General features: G+C 59.3%; 13 protein-coding genes. 5 read left to right on the top strand and 8 right to left on the bottom strand.

Going from position 1 to position 15,382, the window contains the following annotated elements:
• The first annotated feature begins 18 nt into the window (after positions 1-18).
• From ureG to ACYZTM_RS18340, 3 genes are all read left to right on the top strand, one after another.
• Complete coding sequence (gene ureG / locus ACYZTM_RS18350; RefSeq protein WP_059405780.1) at positions 19-633, top strand: urease accessory protein UreG; 615 nt, start codon at positions 19-21, stop codon at positions 631-633.
• Between the two features lie 29 nt (positions 634-662).
• Positions 663-1,235, top strand: coding sequence for a HupE/UreJ family protein (locus tag ACYZTM_RS18345; RefSeq protein ID WP_461983898.1), 573 nt, complete (start codon positions 663-665; stop codon positions 1,233-1,235).
• A 182-nt stretch (positions 1,236-1,417) separates the two neighbouring features.
• Positions 1,418-2,545 (top strand): AGE family epimerase/isomerase, encoded by a 1,128-nt coding sequence (locus ACYZTM_RS18340; protein ID WP_461983896.1) that lies wholly within the window; start codon positions 1,418-1,420, stop codon positions 2,543-2,545.
• A 119-nt stretch (positions 2,546-2,664) separates the two neighbouring features.
• Here the strand turns inward: ACYZTM_RS18340 and ACYZTM_RS18335 are convergent, their stop codons facing one another.
• From ACYZTM_RS18335 to amaB, 8 genes are all read right to left on the bottom strand, one after another.
• The gene (locus ACYZTM_RS18335) at positions 2,665-3,435 is read right to left on the bottom strand and encodes an SDR family oxidoreductase (protein ID WP_131058842.1); all 771 of its coding nucleotides are present in this window, start codon (positions 3,433-3,435) and stop codon (positions 2,665-2,667) included.
• Between the two features lie 841 nt (positions 3,436-4,276).
• A complete protein-coding gene (locus ACYZTM_RS18330; RefSeq protein ID WP_131058841.1) occupies positions 4,277-4,993 on the bottom strand; it encodes an ABC transporter ATP-binding protein in 717 nt (238 codons plus the stop codon).
• Complete coding sequence (locus ACYZTM_RS18325; RefSeq protein ID WP_131058840.1) at positions 4,990-5,865, bottom strand: ABC transporter ATP-binding protein; 876 nt, start codon at positions 5,863-5,865, stop codon at positions 4,990-4,992. Before ACYZTM_RS18325 ends, ACYZTM_RS18330 begins: the two co-directional genes overlap by 4 nt.
• Positions 5,862-7,145: a high-affinity branched-chain amino acid ABC transporter permease LivM gene (gene livM, locus ACYZTM_RS18320; RefSeq protein WP_131058839.1), complete on the bottom strand. Its 1,284-nt coding sequence runs from the start codon at positions 7,143-7,145 to the stop codon at positions 5,862-5,864. The genes ACYZTM_RS18325 and livM overlap by 4 nt, the downstream gene beginning before the upstream one ends.
• Before the next feature lie 3 nt (positions 7,146-7,148).
• Entirely contained in the window at positions 7,149-8,063 is a 915-nt protein-coding gene (locus ACYZTM_RS18315; RefSeq protein ID WP_131058838.1) for an ABC transporter permease subunit, read from the bottom strand.
• 172 nt (positions 8,064-8,235) lie between these two features.
• Positions 8,236-9,369, bottom strand: coding sequence for an ABC transporter substrate-binding protein (locus ACYZTM_RS18310; RefSeq protein ID WP_131058837.1), 1,134 nt, complete (start codon positions 9,367-9,369; stop codon positions 8,236-8,238).
• 365 nt (positions 9,370-9,734) lie between these two features.
• Positions 9,735-11,018 carry an L-pipecolate oxidase gene (gene amaA, locus ACYZTM_RS18305; protein WP_131058836.1) on the bottom strand — a complete coding sequence of 428 codons (1,284 nt, stop codon included), beginning with the start codon at positions 11,016-11,018 and terminating at the stop codon, positions 9,735-9,737.
• 144 nt (positions 11,019-11,162) lie between these two features.
• Positions 11,163-12,653, bottom strand: a complete 1,491-nt coding sequence (amaB, locus tag ACYZTM_RS18300) for an L-piperidine-6-carboxylate dehydrogenase (protein WP_461983891.1) — start codon at positions 12,651-12,653, stop codon at positions 11,163-11,165.
• 175 nt (positions 12,654-12,828) lie between these two features.
• Here amaB and ACYZTM_RS18295 point away from each other — a divergent pair, with 175 nt between their 5' ends.
• Both ACYZTM_RS18295 and ACYZTM_RS18290 read left to right on the top strand, forming a co-directional pair.
• On the top strand, positions 12,829-13,740 hold the full coding sequence (locus tag ACYZTM_RS18295) for a LysR family transcriptional regulator (RefSeq protein ID WP_461983889.1): 912 nt from the start codon (positions 12,829-12,831) through the stop codon (positions 13,738-13,740).
• 297 nt (positions 13,741-14,037) lie between these two features.
• A complete protein-coding gene (locus tag ACYZTM_RS18290) occupies positions 14,038-15,306 on the top strand; it encodes an IS110 family RNA-guided transposase (protein WP_461983557.1) in 1,269 nt (422 codons plus the stop codon).
• The last annotated feature ends 76 nt before the right edge of the window (positions 15,307-15,382 follow it).

The raw sequence follows: 15,382 nt of genomic DNA, 5'->3' as shown, positions 1-15,382 counted from the left end.
TTAAATTTGGAGAATCACATGAACACACAACCCCTGCGTGTCGGTATTGGTGGCCCGGTCGGTTCCGGCAAAACCGCTCTGACATTGGCGCTTTGCCTGGCCCTGCGCGACCGCTACAACCTGGCCGTCGTTACCAACGACATCTACACCCGCGAAGACGCCGATTTCCTGGTGCGCAACGAAGCCCTGGCGCCCGAGCGCATCATCGGTGTGGAAACCGGCGGCTGCCCACACACGGCGATCCGCGAAGACGCCTCGATCAACCTCGAAGCGGTGGATCAACTGAACCGCCGCTTTCCGGGGTTGGATCTGATTCTGGTGGAGTCCGGCGGCGATAACCTCTCGGCGACCTTCAGCCCGGAACTGTCCGACCTGACCATCTATGTGATCGACGTCTCGGCCGGCGACAAGCTACCGCGCAAGGGCGGGCCGGGAATCTGCAAATCCGACCTGCTGGTGATCAACAAGGTCGACCTCGCGCCACTGGTGGGCGCGTCGCTGGAGATGATGGACAGCGACACCCAACGCATGCGCAACGGCAAGCCGTTTGTCTTCAGCAACCAGAAAACCGGTTTGGGCCTGGAAGAAATCATCGCCTTCATCGAACGCCAGGGCTTGCTGACCGCAGCCTGATCACGACTTATCAACAAGGAAGCTTATCCATGACACTTAAACGCATTCTGGGCGCCATGGCCCTGCTGCTGACCCCGGCCATCGCCTTCGCCCACCCGGGCCATGGCGACAACGGTTTGCTCGCCGGCATCAGCCACCCGATTGGCGGCCTCGATCACTTGCTGGCGATGATTGCAGTCGGTCTGTGGGCAGCGCAACAGAAAGGCGCCGCGCGCTGGGCGCTGCCGTGCACGTTCGTTGGCACCATGCTGATCGGCGGGCTGTTGGGTTTTGAAGGTCTGAACCTGCCGGCACTGGAAAGCGGAATTGCGGCATCGGTGCTGGCGTTGGGCTTGGCGGTCGCCTTGGCGGTGCGTCCGCCGTTGAGCGTGGCGGTGGGCGCGACTGCTTTGTTCGCGCTGTTCCATGGTGTGGCGCATGGGCTGGAGTTGCCGGACATGTCGAGCCCTTGGGCTTATGCGGCAGGGTTTGTGGCGGCGACGGCGGCGTTACATGCCGCGGGTTATGGTGTGGTGCGCGTATTGCCGCAAGCGGCGGCGCCGTTGGTTCGATTGGCTGGGGCGGCTTCGGCGGCGACCGGGGTTTGGTTGTTGGCGGGCTGATTTTTTATCGCCTGTCATGGCCTCTTCGCGGGCAAGTCGGAACGCCGAACCGCTCGCTCCTACAGGGGTCATATGTCCTTCTGTAGGAGCGAGGCTTGCCCGCGAAGACGGCCTGACAGACACCGCATCTCTCAGGCCTGCTAACATGTCGCGCAATCAACCTGCCGTGACGACGCCAGCCAATGCCGCTTGTTTCCCGCTCCGCCTCCCAGCCTGAATTGACCGCCCTGTTCGCCTCGGTGCAACAGCATTTCCAGGACGTGATCGTGCCGCTCTGGCAAGGTCCCGGCTGGAATGCCGACATGGCGTTGCCTTATGAAGCGCTGGACGCCGGGCATCAGTCGTTGCCACCCCAGCGCTACCGGGCGATGGCCTGCGCGCGGCAGCTGTATCTGTTTTCCAGCCTGATCGGCCAGGTGCCAGCCGCCGAGGAGCGTGCAGCGGCGCTGTTCCGTTCCTTGCAACAGCATTTCCACGACGCCGAACACGGCGGCTGGTTCTACAGCATCGACCCGCAAGGCGCGCCACTGGATCAGCGCAAAGACCTCTACACCCATGCCTTCATCCTGTTCGCGTGCGCCCATTATTGGGGCAAGGTTCGCGAACCGTTGGTGGAATCGGTCCTCAATGCCACGCTCGAAGTGCTGGCGCGGCGCTTTGCCACGGGCGACGGCCTGTATGAAGCCAGCCTCGACCGTGACTGGTCCTCGCTCAACTCCGGCCCGCTGCAAAATCCCCTGATGCACCTGGCCGAAGCCTTCCTCGCGACCCTGTCAGTGCGCGAAGACATCGCCGTGCAGCGCGCGCTTGTCGAGTTATGCACAGCCATGCAGAAGCGTTTTATCGACCCGCAACACAGCGTGTTGATGGAGAAACCGCTGGGGGCTGTGGATAACTGGTTTGAACCGGGGCATCAGTTTGAGTGGTATTTCCTGCTGGAGTCTTCGCCGTTACTGCGCGGTTCAAAACTGCATACTTCGCTTGAGCGTGCATTTGCGCTCACCGAGCAACTGGGCGTCGATCCGCAAACCGCTGCGGTGCGGGCGTCGCTCGATCTGGACGGCCACCCCAAGGACGCCACCCAACGCATCTGGGCCCAGGCTGAATACCTGCGCGCCCTGACCTTGCGTCCGGACAGCGAAGCATCGGTGCATCGCCAATTGCAGGCGCTGCAGCAACGCTTTCTGCATGTGGATGGATGGTATGAATGTCGCGATGAGCAGGGCGAAGTCAGCCGCAAGGACATGCCTTCGACGACGCCTTATCACTTGGCGACCTGCTATCGCGGGTTGGTCGATTATCTCGGATGACTGGTCGACCGCCTTCGCGGGCAAGCCTCGCTCCTACAGGTTTAACGTGAATCGCAAAGTGGCGTACGACACAAAACCCGTAGGAGCGAGGCTTGCCCGCGAATGGCCATTACTCGGCCTTAAGCATTGCCACCATTGCGCTCAATGGAAAACCCGGCCCACGTCTGGCTCACCGGCATCAGCTCAAGGCTGTTGATGTTGATGTGCGCCGGCGCATTGAGCACCCAGAAAATGGTCTCGGCGATGTCCTGCGGCTGGATCGGCTCGGCACCGGCGTAGGTCGCGTTGTAACGCTCCTGGTCACCCGCAAAACGCACCAGCGAGAACTCACTCTCGCACAGGCCCGGCTCAATATTGCTGACGCGCACACCAGTGCCTTGCAGGTCGCAGCGCAGGTTCAGCGAGAACTGTCTAACGAAAGCCTTGCTCGCGCCATACACGTGGCTGCCCGGGTACGGGTAGTTGCCGGCGATGGAGCCGAGGTTGACGATACCGGCACCGCGACCGTGGGCGATCAGGCGTGGCAACAGCAGGCGAGTGCTGTATATCAGGCCTTTGATGTTGGTGTCGACCATGGTGTCCCAATCGTCGAGGTCGCACTTCGGCGCCGGGTCAACGCCCAGCGCCAGACCGGCGTTGTTGATCAGCCCGCGCAACTTGGCAAAGGACGGCGGCAGGTTGGCGATCGCCTCCTCCATGGCCTTGCGATCACGCACGTCGAGCACCAGGCCATGAACCTCGGTCTGCTTCGACAACTCGGCGCACAGGGCGTTGAGGCGCTCTTCACGACGGCCAGTCAGCACCAGTTTCCAGCCGGCATCGGCAAAACGACGGGCACAGGCTTCACCAAAACCGGAGGTCGCTCCGGTAATAAACAGGGTGTTGGACATCGTGTTCTCCTTGCTTCGGCCGATCGACAGCCATTGGAATAGAAAGTCAGCAGGCAGCATGCCCGGCCTTGCCCACAGCGGCAACCACCGTAAAAGCTGTACGAAAAACGATCAACTCCACCAACACCATAGCCGCCGTGGCTTGTAGGCATGTACACGCACCTTATCCACAGACCGCTCCACAGTTTCCGGGGGCAAGTGATAAAGCTGGAAGCCGCTATCCACAAGGCTTTGCGGGCAGATTACAAAGTTTTTCGCTTGACCCTCGGGTGCCAGCTGTGTAGCTCAAAGCATTTTGCACGATAGGTCGATCAAACCGACGATGGCGCCAAGCCAGTAACTACGGCCCTCAACCGAGTCTTTCCAGAGTTTAACCACAGACTTATCCACAGGCTTGCCCTTCTCATTTCGAGTCAGTTTGGTCGCCAACAAAAAGGTTGACAAAGCCTGTTCAGGGTCCAGCAAAAACGCCTGGTCAAAAAACAACCACATCGCTGCAAGCCACGGAATCAAAGGCTCTCAGACAGCTACTCCCACGTTATTCACAGCCAGTTCCACAGCAAACGGGGACAAGTCAAAACCGTGACAAAACAACTATTTGCAGCGGCTTTATGTCGCGCTTTGAGAGCTTGTGAATATTGTTTTCCACAATTTCCAGAAAGCCTATGCGGCCCTGTGGGGGTGAGCCTGCTCGCGATAGCGGTGGATCAGTAAAAAGCTTGTCGACTGACACTCGGCTATCGTGAGCAGGCTCGCTCCCACAGGGAGGTTAGGGATGTATTGATGGCGTAAAAAAACCCCGGCGATTGCTCGCCGGGGCTGTGGATATTTCGGCAGCGTGTCAGTGCCCGCCGAGATAAGCGTTACGCACTTCCTCGTTGACCAGGAGCTCCTTGCCGGTGCCAGTGAGGCGAATCTCACCGTTGACCATCACGTACGCCCGGTCCGACAATTTGAGGGCATGGTTGGCGTTCTGCTCGACCAGGAAGATGGTCATGCCGGTACTCGCCAGTTCCCGAAGGGTCGCGAAGATCTGCTTCACCACGATCGGCGCCAGCCCCAGGCTTGGTTCATCGAGCAACAACAGCTTGGGCCGACTCATCAGCGCACGGGCGATGGCGAGCATCTGCTGCTCGCCGCCGGACATGGTCATGGCCCGCTGGGTACGCCGTTCTTCGAGCCGCGGAAACAGCTCGAACATGCGCTGCATGTCTTCCTTGGCGTACTTGTCACCAATAGGGATGGTGCCCATCAGCAGGTTTTCCTCGACGGTCATGTCGGGGAACACGCGCCGGCCTTCAGGCGACTGAGCAATGCCGTTGGACGCGATGTAGTGCGACGACTTGTGGGTGATGTCCACGCCCTGATAGATGATCTGCCCGTCAGCCGCTCGCGGCTGGCCGAAGATCGACATCAGCAGGGTCGATTTACCGGCGCCGTTGGAGCCGATCAGGCTGACGGTTTCACCTTCGTTGATATGCAGCGAGACTTTTTTCAGGGCCTGAATCGGCCCGTAAAACACATCCAGATCCTTGAGTTCGAGGATGGGTTGGCTCATAGCACCACTTCCTCTTCATCAGCGCCCAGGTAGGCCGCAATCACTTTCGGGTCGTTACGAATCGCTTCAGGTCCACCCTCGGCGATGACGATGCCGTGGTCCAGCACCACGATGTGGTCGGAAATGCTCATTACCATGCCCATGTCGTGTTCGATCAGCACCACGGTCAGATCGTGCTCGTCGCGCAGCAGACGGATCATCGCGCTCAGCGCTTCGGTTTCCTGAGGGTTGAGGCCCGCAGCCGGTTCGTCGAGGCAGATGATCTGCGGCCGGGTGCACATCGCCCGGGCGATTTCCAGACGGCGCTGTTGGCCGTAGGACAACTCACCGGCCAGACGGTTGGCGCAGTCCACCAGGTCCACGACTTCCAGCCAGTAGAAGGCATGGTCCAGCGCATCGCTTTCGGCCTTGCGGTAGCCCTTGGTGTTTAGGATGCCGGCCAACATGTTGCGATTGACCCACATGTGCTGGGCCACCAGCAGGTTTTCCAGCACCGACATTTCCTTGAACAGGCGAATGTTCTGGAATGTCCGCGCCAGGCCGGCGCGGTTCACCAGGTGGGTGCCGCCGAACATCTTGTAGCGGAGCCGGGTGATGAAGCTTTTCGGCGAAACGAAATCGGTAGCTTTGAACGATTCACCCAGCAGCTGGATGACATCGGTGCGCTGGCCACGTGTATTGAGTTCGATCTTGCCGCCGGACGCCTTGTAGAACCCGGTCAGGCAGTTGAACACGGTGGTCTTGCCGGCGCCGTTGGGGCCGATCAGGGCGAAGATCGAGTTGCGATGCACCTTGAGGCTGACATCACTCAATGCCTTGATGCCGCCGAAGTGCATCATCAGCTTCTCGACCGAGAGTACGACTTCGCTCATGGCGCTACTCCTTTACGCGGGGTCACACCGGTACGGCTGATCCGAATCAGGCCGCGCGGTCGCCAGATCATCATCAACACCATCAGGATGCCGAACAGCAGCACGCGGTATTCCGCGAAGCCACGCAGCAGCTCCGGGGCCACGGTCAGCACGAACGCCGCGATGACCACGCCGATGGTCGAGCCCATGCCGCCGAGTACCACGATGGCGAGGATCAGGGCCGACTCGAAGAAGGTGAACGAGGTCGGGTTGACGAAGCCTTGATAGGTGGCGAAGAACACCCCGGCCAGGCCGGCCGTCGATGCACCGATGGTGAACGCCGAGAGCTTGACCAGTACGTGGTTCAGGCCCATGGAGCGACAGGCGATTTCGTCTTCGCGCAGGGCTTCCCAGGCGCGGCCGACCGGCATCTTGACCAGACGATGCTTGATGTACAGCACGGCCAGCACCACCAGAAACAACACCGCGTAGATGAAGTAATACTTTACGTCCGGGTTATAGGCGATGCCGAAGAACTCATGGAACGGGACACCGCCCTCCTTCGCGCGCTTGCCGAATTCGAGGCCGAAGAAGGTCGGCAACGGAGCCGCCATGCCATTCGGGCCACCGGTCAGGGACAGCCAGTTGTTAAGGATCAAGCGAATGATTTCGCCGAAACCCAGAGTCACGATCGCCAGGTAGTCACCGTGCAGCCGCAACACCGGAAACCCGAGGATGCAACCGGCAAGGCCCGCGGTAATGGCCGCCAGCGGCAGCACCGTCCAGAAACCCAGTCCGAGGTATTGATACCCCAGCGCCAGTCCGTAGGCACCGATGGCGTAGAACGCTACATAACCCAGGTCGAGCAGGCCGGCCAGGCCAACCACGATGTTCAGGCCCAGGCCCAGCAATACGTAGATCAGCCCCAGGATAACCACGCCCAGCAGGTAGGAGTTGGAGAAAAACGGGAACACCACGGCAACGACGATCACCAGCGGGATGATCCAGCGTAACCGGGATTTGTAATCTGGCGGCAGTACATGAACCCCGGAGCCGGTGCTTTCAAAGCCTTCAAGAATTTTCAGGCCCTTGGGGGTTTGCAGAAACAGGCTCAGAGCAAATCGGCCAGCCATGACGATGGCGACAATCCATGCCACCCGGGTCGTTTCCAGATTGAAGCCGTAGCCGTCGAGGACCACGCCGACAATCGGGCCGAACACAATCAGGGCGACAAGGCCGGCAAGAATCGCGTCAACCAGGCTTCTTTTGAGATCAATGGTTTTTTTAGTGGTTGAAGACATCGCTTACACCTTCGACACAAGAGGACGGCCGAGCAGGCCTTGGGGCCGAAAGACCAGAACGATAACGAGCAGCGAGAAGCTGAAAACGTCTTTGTAGTCCGAGTTGACCAAACCTGAGAACAGCGACTCGGAGATCCCGAGAATGATCCCGCCAAGCATCGCGCCAGGCAGCGAGCCAATACCGCCGAGTACTGCGGCGGTGAACGCCTTGATGCCGATGATGAAGCCGGCATAGAAGTCGAACGTGCCGTAGTTCATGGTGATCAGCACGCCGGCCAGGGCCGCCATCGCTGCACCGATGATGAACACGTAGGAAATCACGCGGTCGGTGTTGATCCCCAGAATCGAGGCCATCTTGCGGTCTTGCTGGGTGGCACGGCACATGCGACCGAGCTTGGTGTACTTGATGATGTAGGTCAGCAGGGCCATACCGGCGAATGCGGCAATCAGGATAAACACCTTGGTGTAGGTCAACTGCACGAAGCCGGTGCCGATTTCGACGCGCCACGCTCCCGTCAGCAAGGTCGGAACACCTTGTTGCTTGGCGCCTTGGGCGATCTGGGCATAGTTTTGCAAGATCAGCGAAATCCCGATGGCGCTGATCAGCGGTGCCAGTCGGGTGGAGTTGCGCAGGGGTTTGTAGGCGACACGCTCGATGACCCAGCCATACACCGCCGTAACCACGATGGTGAAGATCAAGGTGCCGAGCATCAGCAGCGGGAAGGATTCAATACCGAAGTATGCCAGCAGAGCCAGACTGATTGCCGCGAGGTAAGCGGAAATCATATAAACCTCGCCGTGGGCGAAGTTGATCATGCCGATGATGCCATAGACCATTGTGTAGCCGATGGCGATCAGGCCATAGACAGACCCGAGGGTCAGGCCGTTGACCAGTTGCTGCAGGAAAATACCATCCATAACGCAATCTCACGCATTTGAGAGACTGCACAGAAGCCGGGTGCAACGGACCGGGGTTCAGCCGCCGGCGCAACTCGGTTGTGTGCAGCTCTACGAGAAAAGACAGGTACTGCACGGACATGTTCTTTGATCTGCCCGGCGCACAAGGCACCGGGCAAATCAGCAGTTCATATCACTTCTGTTTTTCCAGCTGGTGGTATTTGCCGTCCTTGTCCCACTGGTAAACCACGTAGTCGGAGACTTTCAGGTCGCCCTTGGCGTCCCAAGTCTTCTCGCCCATCACGGTTTTGACCGGATTTTTCTTCAGCCACTCGGCGGCTTTCTCGCCACTGTTGGACTTGGCGCCGTTGAAGGCTGCGGCCAGAGTCTGGACCGAAGCGTACGCGTAGAGGGTGTAGCCTTCAGGCTCGGTACCGGCCTTGCGGAACGCGTCTACCACGGTTTTGCTGTCTGGCAGCATGCGTGGGTCGGCGCCGAAGGTCATCAGCACGCCGTCTACGAATTGCGGGCCGCCAGCGGTGGTCACCAGTTCGTCGGTCACGATGCCGTCATCGGACATGAACTTGACGTCTTTGAGACCTTGCTCACGCAGTTGACGAACCAGGGGACCGGCTTCCGGGTGCAGACCGCCGAAGTAGACGACATCGGCGCCAGCGCCGCGGATTTTGGTGACGATGGTGCTGAAGTCTTTCTCGCCACGGGTCAGGCCTTCATACAGCACCGGCTTCACGCCGCGTTTTTCCAGCTGGGCCTTGGTTGCATCCGCCAGGCCCTGACCGTAGGTGTCCTTGTCGTGCAGGACGACAACTTTTTTGCCCTTGAGCACGTCGACGATGTAGTCACCGGCCACGATGCCTTGCTGATCGTCACGCCCGCACATACGGAACATGGCGCTCAGGCCGCGTTCGGTAACCGCCGGGTTGGTGGAACCAGGGGTGATTGCAATGATGCCCGCTTCGTCGTAGATCTCGGAGGCCGGGATGGTCGACGAGGAGCAGAAGTGACCGACCACGCCGGCGACTTTCTGGTTGGTCAGGTCCTTGGCGACCGTCACAGCCTGTTTCGGTTCGCAGGCGTCATCGCCCTTCACCAGTACGATTTTTTCCCCGTTGACGCCGCCCGCCGCGTTGATCGCGTCGGCTGCAGCCTGTGCACCCTTCATGTACTGCTCGCCAAATGCCGCGTTGGCACCTGTCATCGGACCCGCCACACCGATTTTCACATCAGCCTGTGCAAACGCAGAAACACCCAAAGCAGTTGCCACTGCGAGGGCCAGAAAGCCTTTCTTGTAAAACGTCTGGGACATGAGGTGGTGCTCCAAGGTTTTTTTTTAGTTGGCACTGCGACTTCTCTAAATGCTCAGAGCAAGGGCCGTGCCATCGGTTTTTTATTCTGAAAAAAGTCGCTGCTTTATTGTTATTTCGACTGTTTCGATCCCATTTTCATTGGGCGTGCAACCGTCTAAACCGCGGAAGGTGAAACCATTTATTTTTAAAGGCGCAACCCGCACGCGCCATCATTGCAACCGCGGCGCCAAACGACGTGCAACCAGCCTGTAACAACGTGCGTCACCGAAGTGCACACTGCTGGTGCGGTACTGCTACAACCCGCACCTTTTACAGGCTAGTCGCTGCGCGAAAAAGCGCCGCTTCCAGCAACAAATTTCAACAATCAAATAACGATCCGCAAGCACTGGCCTGCGTGATACAGCGAGAAACCTGCCTCGTACAGACAACTGCGCAAACCCACCCCCGCCAGTGGCTGCATAGGGGCGAAGGGTATCGGCAGCGCCTGAGGATTTCCGTTACACAGATAATCGGCAAAGGCTTTACCGACCACCGTCCCCGTCGTCACGCCCCGACCGTTATAACCTGTGACTGCCACTAAACCGGGCGCCGGTTCGAACAAACGCATCAAGTGGTCAGGGGTAAACGCAATGCAACCGGTCCAGGTGCATTCCCATTCCACGGGTTTGAGATAGGGAAAATAGTGCTGCTGAACCCGATCCGCCCAGGCCTTGAGAAACCAGGCCGGTTTCTGATTGCCATTGCCGAGACTGCCGAGTAACAGGCGACCGTCCTTATCGCGACGAATACTGCTGAGTACCTGGCGAGTGTCCCAGGAACCCTGGCCGCCGGGCAGGATTTGCTGCGCGGCGTCTTCGGTCAGCGGGACCGAAGCCACCTGATAGTAATAACCGGGGAAGAAATTGCGCCGCAGCTCGGTCCAGTCGCCTTCGGTGTAAGCGTTGGAGGCGATGACCACTTGCTCGGCGAGCACCGAGCCCTGAGCGGTTTGTACCGACCAGCGTTGGCCCTGACGTTCGAGTCGGGAGACCGCAGAATGATCGAACAGTTGACCGCCGAGGCTGATGGCCGCGATGGCCAGCCCCGTGGTGTAAGCCATCGGGTTGATCGTGCCGGCACGCTTGTCGAGCAACGCGGCAGCGATCTTTTTGGTGCCCGTCGCTTGCTCGCAAGCTTGTCCGGTCAGCAGTTCGACCGGCGCCCCGCGACGTTTCCATTGTTCTTCACGACTGCGCAGATCGGCTTCGCCACGAGCGTTGTGCGCCATGTGCAGCGTGCCCTCGCGGCGCAACTGGCAATCGATGTTGTATTTGTCCACAAGGCTGAACACCAGGGACGGCGCCGCACCCAGCATGCGATTGAGCTGACTGCCGACCACTTCGCCGAACCCGGCTTCGATCTCGTCCGGTGGAATCCACATCCCGGCGTTGACCAGCCCGACATTGCGTCCCGAACCGCCATGACCAGCGCGATGGGCTTCCAGCACGCAGACCGTTTTACCTTTTTCCAGCAGATGCACCGCCGCCGACAGACCGGTGAAGCCGGCGCCGATGACGCAGACATCGACCTTCACTTCGCCTTTGAGCGCCGCGTTGTCAGGCCTTTGCGGCGTCAGTTTTTCCCACAGACACTCTTCGCGTAACGGCATTGCCAGACTCCAACAGAAACCTAACAAACAACAAAGCAAAAGCTTCGCGGGCAAGTCGGATCGCCGCCCGCTCGCCCCTACAGGTGTTGAGTGATCCTGTAGGAGCGAGCGGGCGGCGATCCGACTTGCCCGCGAAGGGGCCCGTCAGTCGAACGTAATGCCCTGAGCCAACGGCAACTCCAGCGAATAGTTCACGGTGTTGGTCTGACGGCGCATGTAGCCGCGCCATGCATCGGAACCGGACTCACGACCACCGCCCGTTTCTTTCTCACCCCCAAACGCGCCGCCAATTTCCGCGCCGCTCGGGCCAATGTTGACGTTGGCGATGCCGCAGTCACTGCCCACAGCCGACATGAACTGCTCGGCTTCACGCACGTCGGTGGTGAAGATGCACGAGGACAGGCCTTGTGGCACCGAGTTGTTTAGGCGCAGGGCTTCGTCGAAGTCCTTGTAACCGACTACGTACAGAATCGGCGCGAAGGTTTCGTTGCAGACCACATCGCTCTGCTCCGGCATTTCAACGATGGCCGGCGAGACGTAGTAAGCGTTAGGGAATTTGTCTTCCAGCTGACGCTTGCCGCCAAACACCCGGCCGCCTTCGCTCAAGGCTTGTTCCAGCGCGTCCTGCATGTTGTCGAAGCTGTGTTTGTCGATCAGCGGACCGATCAGGTTGCCCTCAAGCGGATTGCCGATGCGCACTTTGGAGTAGGCAGCCTTGAGGCGGGTGACGATTTCTTCCTTCACCGACTCATGGGCAATCAGACGACGCAGGGTGGTGCAACGCTGACCGGCGGTGCCGACAGCGCTGAACAGGATGGCGCGAACGGCCATGTCGAGGTCGGCGCTTGGGGCGAGGATCATGGCATTGTTGCCGCCCAGCTCCAGAATGCTGCGGGCGAAACGTGCGGCAATTTTCGGCGCTACTTCACGGCCCATGCGGGTGCTGCCGGTGGCGCTGATCAGCGCGACACGCGGGTCATCGACCAGGGCCTCACCGGCATCGCGGCCGCCAATGATCACCTGGCTCAGGTGTGGAGGGGCGTCGCTGAAGTTCTTCAGTACGCGGTCGAACAGCGCCTGGCAGGCCAGTGCGGTCAGCGGGGTTTTCTCGGACGGTTTCCAGATCACCGGGTTGCCGCAGACCAGCGCCAGCGTGGTGTTCCAGGCCCAGACCGCGACCGGGAAGTTGAACGCACTGATCACACCGACGATGCCCAGCGGGTGCCAGGTTTCGCGCATGTGGTGGCCAGGACGCTCGGAAGCGATGGTCAAACCGTACAGTTGACGGGACAGGCCGACGGCGAAATCGCAGATGTCGATCATTTCCTGAACTTCACCCAGGCCTTCCTGAGTGATCTTGCCCGCTTCCCAGGACACCAGCTCGCCGAGGTCGGCCTTGTATTCGCGCAGGATGTCACCCAGCTGGCGCACCAGTTCGCCACGGCGCGGGGCCGGGACCTTGCGCCACAACTCGAACGCATGATCTGCACGACTGATGTGCTGCTCGACTTCAGCGGCGCCTTCCCAGTTCACGGCAGCGATCTGGCTGCCATCGATCGGCGAATGCACCGGCACTTTGCCGTTCTGGTACAGGGCCGGGTTCACACCAAGACGATCAAGCAATGCGGCAACCATGGGTCACTCCTCAAGCAAAAAACAGAAAACGTGCAGCCGGATATTCACGGCTGATCAGACCTGTAGTTTTAGCTCCCCGGAGGTTACCCAACAAACGACCTTTAAGAGAGATATCATTCCGTTTATTCATGCTTTGAATTGCTGGCAGTAAAAGAAACAAGAAAAAGGACCGTCCATGCTGAATAAACGCTACTTGCCATCGATCACCGCACTGCAGTGTTTCGAGGCCGTCACCCGGCATTTGAGCTTCACCCGGGCCGCCGAAGAGCTGAACCTGACCCAGAGCGCCGTCAGCAAACAGGTCGCGCAACTTGAAGAGTTGCTGCAGCACCTGTTGTTTCGCCGGGTGCGCCGACGCCTGCAAATGACTCCGGCCGGTGATTTGTACCTGGTGGAGGTACGAAAAATCCTCACACAGGTCGAGATGTCGACCCACTACCTGCGTTCCTACGGCGGCGAGACCGAAGTCTTGCGCGTTTCAACGCCTCCGACCTTCGGCGCGCGTTGGCTGGTGCCGCGCTTGAAAGGTTGGCGCCTGCGCCATCCCTCAATCCATCTGGACCTGTGCAGCGAGCAGGAAGCCGATGACTTGCTGCAAGGTCGCAGCGACCTGGCGTTCTACTTCGGCCAGGGCTCGCGGCCCGGCACCGAATGCCTGAAGCTGTTTGGCGAGGAGCTGGTGCCGGTCTGCGCCCCCGGCAGTCTGCCGGACACGCCATTCACCGATCCTACCCAGCTCACCGACCTCGTCCTGCTACAGAACGCCTCGCGACCCCAGGCTTGGCACGACTGGTTCGACAGTCAGGGCTACCACACCGAACACAGCTACCACGGCCCGCGCTTCGAAACCTTTTACATGTGCATCCGCGCAGCCCAGGTCGGCTGCGGCGTGGCATTGTTGCCGCGCTTCCTGGTGGAAGAGGAATTGGCCGACGGCAAACTGGTCATACCCTGGCAGCACGCGATGCCCAGCACTGATGCCTATTACCTGGCGTATCCAGAGCATTCGGCGGAAGTGCCCAAAGTGCGGGATTTTGTGAAATGGATGCTGGAGCAGATTGATAGCCCGGACGCGCCACCCATTTGAAGCTTCACACAACTCCCTGTGGGAGCGGGCTTGCTCGCGATATAGGTAGTCCGTTCCTTTCTCTTCCATACTGATATCGCTGGAAGTCAGTTGTCGGCGAGGAAGGAACATGCACCTGTGGGCTACGAATATGCTCGCGCAGCACTCGATGATTACGCCTTCACCTTCGAGTCCACAGGTGCGCTTGCGCCCTCTAACGAATTCTCAGGGAAAGCCCGACACGGCTCTCTATATCGCCTTCGCTGGACGCAAGCATGCATGTCCCTGCATGTACTTTAGCGCCTGTTGAGGTGTTCCATGCAAACGCTCCTGTCTCAGAGTTTCACTGCTTATATCGGAATTGATTGGGCAGACGCCAAGCACGACATCTGTTTGCAGATAGCTGGAGAGGCTCAGCGCAGTTTCGAGGTCATCGACCACAAGCCCGAGTCGATTGATCGCTGGGCCAAGTCGCTGCATCAACGTTACGGTGGCCCTATCGCGATCGCCGTGGAGTTGAACAAAGGCCCACTGATAGCGGCTCTGCAAAAATATGAGTTTTTTTGTATCTTTCCGATCAATCCGAGCACCTTGGCCCGGCACCGTAAAACCTTCGTCCCCAGTGGCGCCAAGGATGATCCAACGGATGCTCAATGGGCGCTTGAGCTGTTGCTGAATCACCCCGAACGGTTTCCTCAACTGGTCCAGCAAAGCTCCGCCATGCGTTCGCTCGCCAGCCTGACCGAACATCGGCGCGGGCTGGTCGATGACCGGGTCAAGCTCAGCAACCGTCTGGTCTGCATGCTCAAACAGTATTATCCGTTGGCTCTTGAGCTGTTTCATGACCATGACACGCTGGTTTTCTGTGATTTTTTGGCGCGCTGGTCGACCTTTGAAGTGCTTAAGCACGCTCGGCCGGCCAGCGTTTTGAAGTTCCTTCACGCGCACAATGTTCGCCATGCTGAGCTCAATCAGCAGCGTTTGGCGTTGATCGCCAAAGCCATGCCGTTGACTGAAGATCCAGGCGTGGTCAGTCCTTCAGCGCTGTATGTGGTGGCCCTGGTCTCGCAACTGAAAGGGGTTGTCACGGCGATCAAAGACTTTGATCGGGAGATCGAAAAAACTGCCAACACCCTGGCCGACTACCGACTCTTCAAGGCCTTGCCCGGCGCGGGACAGCAGCTTGCCCCACGGTTGATGGTCGCCTTTGGTGAGCAGCGTGATCGCTTCAAGGATGCCAGTGCGGTGCAGCGATATGCCGGAATTGCCCCGGTCACCGAACGCAGTGGCAAGAAAAAAGTCGTCCACTGGCGCTATCAATGCGCAACTTTTTTGCGCCAGACCTTTGTTGAGTGGGCTGCCCACAGCATCAATCAATCGGTGTGGGCAGAGGCGTATTATCGCCAGCAAAGGGCCAAAGGCAGCTCTTACCAAGCGGCCCTCAGGGCCTTGGCGTTCAAGTGGATCCGGATCGTTTATCGGTGCTGGAAGACCAGTACCGTGTACGACGAAAAGGTTTATTTACAGGCCTTGCTCCGGCACGGCTCACCGTTGACCAGCGAGCTGGACACAGCAAAACCGCGTTGACGGAAAGGCTCAGGGCGTGAAGGCGCCAGTACATTCAACATCAATGTTGGCTGGCATTACGCTTTCGCGAGCAAGC

The sequence above is a fragment of the Pseudomonas sp. MDT2-39-1 genome, from assembly GCF_054898085.1.
The sequence above is the reverse complement of the archived record's forward strand: the minus strand, read 5'-3'. Positions and strand labels throughout refer to the sequence as shown.

What these genes read in the sequence shown, in the direction of transcription:
- ACYZTM_RS18325 (WP_131058840.1), bottom strand. Translation starts at nt 5,865, where the DNA reads ATGAGCGAAGTCGTACTCTCGGTCGAGAAGCTGATGATGCACTTCGGC.
- ACYZTM_RS18310 (WP_131058837.1), bottom strand. Translation starts at nt 9,369, where the DNA reads ATGTCCCAGACGTTTTACAAGAAAGGCTTTCTGGCCCTCGCAGTGGCA.
- ACYZTM_RS18340 (WP_461983896.1), top strand. Translation starts at nt 1,418, where the DNA reads ATGCCGCTTGTTTCCCGCTCCGCCTCCCAGCCTGAATTGACCGCCCTG.
- amaB (WP_461983891.1), bottom strand. Translation starts at nt 12,653, where the DNA reads ATGGTTGCCGCATTGCTTGATCGTCTTGGTGTGAACCCGGCCCTGTAC.
- ACYZTM_RS18295 (WP_461983889.1), top strand. Translation starts at nt 12,829, where the DNA reads ATGCTGAATAAACGCTACTTGCCATCGATCACCGCACTGCAGTGTTTC.
- livM (WP_131058839.1), bottom strand. Translation starts at nt 7,145, where the DNA reads ATGTCTTCAACCACTAAAAAAACCATTGATCTCAAAAGAAGCCTGGTT.
- ACYZTM_RS18345 (WP_461983898.1), top strand. Translation starts at nt 663, where the DNA reads ATGACACTTAAACGCATTCTGGGCGCCATGGCCCTGCTGCTGACCCCG.
- ACYZTM_RS18330 (WP_131058841.1), bottom strand. Translation starts at nt 4,993, where the DNA reads ATGAGCCAACCCATCCTCGAACTCAAGGATCTGGATGTGTTTTACGGG.
- ACYZTM_RS18335 (WP_131058842.1), bottom strand. Translation starts at nt 3,435, where the DNA reads ATGTCCAACACCCTGTTTATTACCGGAGCGACCTCCGGTTTTGGTGAA.
- ureG (WP_059405780.1), top strand. Translation starts at nt 19, where the DNA reads ATGAACACACAACCCCTGCGTGTCGGTATTGGTGGCCCGGTCGGTTCC.
- ACYZTM_RS18315 (WP_131058838.1), bottom strand. Translation starts at nt 8,063, where the DNA reads ATGGATGGTATTTTCCTGCAGCAACTGGTCAACGGCCTGACCCTCGGG.
- amaA (WP_131058836.1), bottom strand. Translation starts at nt 11,018, where the DNA reads ATGCCGTTACGCGAAGAGTGTCTGTGGGAAAAACTGACGCCGCAAAGG.
- ACYZTM_RS18290 (WP_461983557.1), top strand. Translation starts at nt 14,038, where the DNA reads ATGCAAACGCTCCTGTCTCAGAGTTTCACTGCTTATATCGGAATTGAT.